This window comes from Mycobacterium simiae, from assembly GCF_008370645.1.
Taxonomy (GTDB): domain Bacteria; phylum Actinomycetota; class Actinomycetes; order Mycobacteriales; family Mycobacteriaceae; genus Mycobacterium; species Mycobacterium simiae_A.
On sequence record NZ_VTZN01000247.1, the window covers coordinates 1 to 5,321 of the forward strand.

Sequence of the window (5,321 nt, forward strand, 5' to 3'; positions counted from 1 at the left end):
CAGCGGCGCCGGCGGCACCAACGGCGACGGCGGCAACGGCGGCACCGGCGGTGCAGGCGGCGACGGCGGCTCTGGCGCCGCCGACAGCGGTAGCGGGGGCGGCGCCGGGGGTAACGGCGCAAAGGGCGGGCTCGGCGGCTTCAGTGGCGCCGCCGGCAAGGGCGGCACCGGCGGCACCGGTGGCACCGGCGGGAGTGGGGGCGCCGGCGGAGCCGGCGGGAGCGGCGCCGACGGCAATGCCGGCACTGGGAACGGGGGTGGTGCCGGCGGCAAGGGCGGCACCGGCGGCAACGGCGGAAACGGCGTCGCTGGAGGCAGCAACGGTAACGGCGGCGCGGGCGGCGTCGGTGGCGCCAGCGGCAAGGGCGGCACCGGCATCCCCGATACGGGAACCGGTGGTGGCCACGGCGGCACCGGCGGCGCAGGCGGCATGGGCGGCACCGGCGGGTGGCCCGGGCAGCGCGCCGAGGCCACCATGGGCGTTGCCGGCACCGGCGGCACCGGCGGAGCAGGCGGGGCAGGAGGCTTCGGCGCTGACGCTATCCAGGGATCGGGCAACTCCGGTGGCATCGGCGGTAGCGGCGGCTTCGGCGGTTTCGGCGGTTTCGGCGGCAACGGCTTCTTCAGTCCGGGCGGCACCGGAGGTACCGGCGGGGCGGGCGGCAGTGCGGGCTCCGGCGGCCTCGATGGCGACGGGGCACGGGCCGGTTCCAGCTTCGGGGGTAGCGGCGGTGAGGGCGGTGAAGGCGGCTTCGGCGGTGCCGGCCGAATCGGTGAGGAAGGCTTTATCGGCGGGGGCGGCGGCACCGGCGGCGCCGGGGGAGATTCGGCCGGGGGAGTTGCCGGCAACGGCGGCACCGGCGGCATCGGCGGTGGTGGCGGTTTCGGCGGACCAGGTAACGGCACAGCAGGCCCCGCGGGCGGGCCAGGTGGCGCCGGCGGCACCGGCGGGGCCCCGGGGTCCGGCGCGACCTCGGGCGTCGGCGGCGACGGCGGCACCGGCGGCATGGGCGGCGGTGGCGGTCAAGGCGACACCGGCTTCGGAACGGCCGGGTTCGCGGGCGGGATCGGCGGCTCCGGCGGCACCGGCGGAGCCCCTGGCCTCGGCGGCACCGGCGGTAACGGGGGTACCGGCGGCTTCGGCGGCCCGGGCGGCTTCGGCGGCAACGGCGACGGAGCGGCGGGCTTCGCCGGGGGTGCCGGCGGCCCCGGCGGCACCGGTGGCATCGCCGCCCCTGGCGGCATCGGCGGCAACGGCGGCGGTGGCGGCGTTGGCGGTACAGGCGGTTTCGGCGACAGCGGCGACGGAGCAGCAGGCTTCGCCGGCGGGGCCGGCGGAGTGGGCGGCACCGGCGGCGTTCCGGGCCCCGGCGGCATTGCCGCCGGGGACGGAGGCCCAGGCGGCCTGGGCGGGACGGGCGGCTTCGGCGGCAGCGGCGGAACCAACCAAACCGGCTACGAGGGCGGGACCGGCGGCGCCGGTGGCGCCGGCGGCACCGGCGGCTCGGCCGGTGTGGGAGCCACCAACGGCAATGGTGGCCTCGGCGGCCAGGGCGGGGCCGGCGGCACCGGCGGTTTCGGTGGAGTCATCGGCAGCACTTTCGCCGGTGAGGCCGGTGGCCAGGGCGGGACCGGTGGCGCAGGCGGCGCGGGCGGGCAGGCCGGCTCGGGCGCCGGCAGCGCGGGAAGCGTTGGTGCCGGCGGCACCGGTGGCGCCGGCGGCGCGGGCGGTATCGGCGGCACCGGGGACCTTGCCGGCAACGGTGGTACCGGCGGCCGAGGTGGCACCGGCGGCAGTGGGGGCGTCGGCGGCACCGGCACCACACCCGGCCAGGCTGGTGGCGCCGGCGGCAAGGGAGGCGTTGGCGGGCCCGGCGGGCCCGGCGGGACGGCATCCGGCACGGGCAACAGCGGCGAGGGCGGCGACGGCGGCGACGGCGGCGACGGCGGTGCCGGCGGTGATGGTGACGGTGCATCAGGCGGCACCGGCGGCGACGGCGGCGACGGCGGTGTCGGCACACCGCCGGGCGGCATCGACGGCGACCCCGGCGATCCCGGCGCCGACGGCCTCAACCTCTAAGGCGCTGCCAGCGCATCGGCGTCCTCGACCGATTACGGCTCGACGTTCCAGTAGGCCCCGGACCTGCCCAATTGCTGTCCTCCAGCGGCCAGCTAACCCAATCCACGCGCGCCGGCGCCGGCAATGATCGGCGCTGCCTCCGCCGCGGCTGCGCGCATGCGCTGCAGCCGACCCTCCTGCTTGCGGTTGGGGATCAGCGAAGCCGGCAGGACGCCGGCGGCGGCCACCACCACCAGGACCCAGATGCTCGGCGTAAGACCCCAGTCCTCGTTAACCGCGAGGATCGCCGAAACCCCAAGGGCACCACCGAAGTTGCGCATGAGGACCAACAACGAAGTGGTGGCGCCCAAATCAGATGGGTGAGCGCTGAGCTGCGCCAGCAGCAGCGCCGGAAGCACACCCAAAGAGGCGGCGACTCCCACCAGGGTCGCGGCGGCAAACAGGCTCGGGACCGATACCCACAGCAACAACACCACGCCCGCGGCGGTGGCACCCAGCAGCGCGACCAGCACGACGACCCGGGTACCAATCCGCAGCGCCAGGACGGCACTCATCGAGCCCATGGTCAACCACAAGACCGTCAGCGGGACCGCCACCAAACCTGAGTTCATATCGGGTGCCAATTCTTGAGCCAGGTCAGGCAAGTAAGTCAGATACGAATACTGCGCAAAACCGATCACCAGTGCCGACAGCGTGCAACCAAGCACCACCCGATTGGTAATTACCGATCTTGGTATCAGATTGTGCGGGTGGGTTCTGGTCCGCCGAATAAATAACGTGGCCAAAATAACACCAGCACCGAAAAGTGGCCACGAAAGCCGTTCAACACCCAGCAGTAGCGCAAATAGACCGACCGTCACCAACGCGCTACCCCAGTAATCAAGTGGCGAACGCGCTGCTGTGGTCGCGGGTTGCGAACGCCCAGAACACAATTGCCCCCGAAAAGCCAGGGCAGCAGCGCCGCAAAAGGGCAGGATGAGCAGGAACGCCCAGCGCCACGAAACATGGATCAAGGCTCCACCGATAACCGGGCCGCCCGCGGCGGCCACCCCATAGAAGACGTTGTATTGCGCCTGCAGCCGCGCGCGTTCCTCGGGCAGACAGCGGCTTGCGATAACGGCCTCACCCAGCGGAACCAGCCCCCCGGCGCCGATTCCCTGGATGACTCGACAACCAACCAGCGGGGCCAGCCCGGGAGCGACCCAGGCCAGTGCGGTGCCCACCGTAAAGAGCCCTAGCGCGGCCCACATCGGCGCGCGCTCTCCGCGCAAATCATGCCAGCGGCCCCAAACGGGGATCGTCAGCGTCGAGGAAAGCAGGTACGCCGATACCAGCCACGCGACCTCCGAGCCACCGCCGAACTCATCACCGATCGTTTTCAGCAGCGGCACGACGATGGTGGAGTCCAATACCGACAGAGATCCGGCCAGCACTATGCCCGTCAACAGGCCTCTACTGACACCGACGGACTCACGCACTCGACGAGCCACCTCCGCAGTATGGTGGTCGACCGGCGCATTAGGCAATGACCAGCAAAACCGCGCAACCCGCGTTAACTAAACTAATTCTCTGCACACAGTAACCCAAATCCAATGCGTCGGAGAATCATTCCAGACTAGGCTGCTCACATCGTGAATTCGGCGTCCCACGATCGGTGGACAGCAGATTCCACCGACCTGGTGGCCGGTTTTACGACAGACGCCAAGGCGTAGCGCTGGCACCGTACCTGACGACCCCAGCGACAGCGAGGATGCTATGAACACCGCTATTCTGCCCGGACATATTGGGACCGGCCCCGAGGCGATCGCGGCACGTATCGCGGATCTTCTCAACGACGCCCGAAAGAACCCGGACGGTCTGCGATTCGACGACTCCTATCTGCGGGCAACCCTCATCGATATCGTCTGTGCACGAGCGCCGCTGCGACTGTTGTTGCCTACCTTCCACGGCAAGTGCCCGAGCCGCCGACTCACCATCGGTGACCTACCCGACTATGGCGAGTACCTGGCCGTGGAAACCCTGGCTGACCTGCACGCCCAAATCGCCGACATCTACCCCGACACGAAACTGCTGCTGCTCAGCGAGGGCCACTTCCACGCCGATTACAACCTGCTGGGCACCGACCAGGCTGTCGACGACTATGCCAACCGGATCCGCGATCTGCTCAGCGCCCATCCCGGCCTGGTTTTCCACGGAGCCGATGACCTGCTGCCCAAATTGAGCCGCGACGAACAGCGCCAAATCCTGCTGGATGACTACAGCCCGGACGAGGCCGAGATGCGATGCTTGATGCTTGCCGACGAGCAGCTCCTGGGCCTCTACCAGGCATACACAAAGTTGCACCTTAAGTTGATCACCGATCACCCCGACGAAACGACCTCAGGCAGGCAGCAGCGGATGCTGGCCAAGCAGCGCGCGCTGCTGCAACTGCGCAAGTACTTGGGCTTCGCGCAGCTGCTCAGAAGTGCTTTCGGACACCTGGCTTACGTCAAACTTTCCGCACTGTACAAGTCGCCTGCGCAGGTCGATCAAGTCGGGATTAACGTGATCAAAGGCAATCACCAGCGCGGCACCACGTCCTTCTACGCCGTCTGCCGGACTAGGGCCGGAGTTCATCGCATGGTCTCTGCCGCCGACGCCCACACGGCCGGCCACCGGCTGGTCAACGACCACGCCTACCCGTACTTCGAAGAAGTGGTGACCTCATGCGCTGGGACAACATCGTTTTCGACTTCGACGGAGTGATCGCGGTCAATACCCAGGCCGTTGCGTTTCGCGTGCTGGCCGACGCCCTCGCGGGCTACGGAGTTGAACTCTCCACCGATCAGATGTTTGAGCGATACCTTGGCTGGCGCGGCGAGCAGATCCTCGACGACGTGCAGAAGGTACACGCGGTGACCGTCGACAAGGGCATCCTGGAGCCGGTGCGGGAGACGATTCATTCTCGGTTACTGCGTGAAGTGCGAAAGGATCCCACACTCGACGCTCTTCTGCAGGTAGCGGGCGGCAAGTTCATCTGCTCGGTCAACAAGAGACGCTTCATCGAAAACCTGCTTCGGACCCTGAAGATCGACGGCTACTTTCCGGCCCAGACGATCTTCGGCGAGCAGGCGGACTGCCGCTTCAAGCCCCATCCCGACATCTACCTGGCCTGCCTGGCCGCGCACAAACTCGACGCAGCGCGGACCTGCGCGGTCGAGGACAGCGTTGCCGGGGTGCACTCCGCCCGCGGCGCCGGCCT

The 5,321-nt window shown here is 69.4% G+C and carries 4 protein-coding genes; 3 read left to right on the forward strand and 1 reads right to left on the reverse strand.

Annotated elements, in window-relative coordinates; translation table 11 throughout:
* Nucleotides 1-2,080 (forward strand): hypothetical protein (locus F0Q45_RS28075; protein ID WP_188113129.1); only part of this gene is annotated, 2,080 nt, incomplete at its 5' end.
* 92 nt (nt 2,081-2,172) lie between these two features.
* Here the strand turns inward: F0Q45_RS28075 and F0Q45_RS23960 are convergent.
* On the reverse strand, nt 2,173-3,570 hold the full coding sequence (locus F0Q45_RS23960) for an MFS transporter (RefSeq protein ID WP_188113130.1): 1,398 nt from the start codon (nt 3,568-3,570) through the stop codon (nt 2,173-2,175).
* 265 nt (nt 3,571-3,835) lie between these two features.
* Here F0Q45_RS23960 and F0Q45_RS23965 point away from each other — a divergent pair, with 265 nt between their 5' ends.
* Together F0Q45_RS23965 and F0Q45_RS23970 are read left to right on the forward strand one after the other, a co-directional pair.
* The gene (locus tag F0Q45_RS23965; protein ID WP_149656274.1) at nt 3,836-4,825 is read left to right on the forward strand and encodes an L-tyrosine/L-tryptophan isonitrile synthase family protein; all 990 of its coding nucleotides are present in this window, start codon (nt 3,836-3,838) and stop codon (nt 4,823-4,825) included.
* Nucleotides 4,786-5,321: HAD family hydrolase (locus F0Q45_RS23970; protein WP_149656275.1), on the forward strand; the 536-nt coding region annotated here is incomplete at its 3' end. The genes F0Q45_RS23965 and F0Q45_RS23970, both read left to right, overlap by 40 nt.

What these genes read in the sequence shown, in the direction of transcription:
- F0Q45_RS23965 (WP_149656274.1), top strand. Translation starts at nt 3,836, where the DNA reads ATGAACACCGCTATTCTGCCCGGACATATTGGGACCGGCCCCGAGGCG.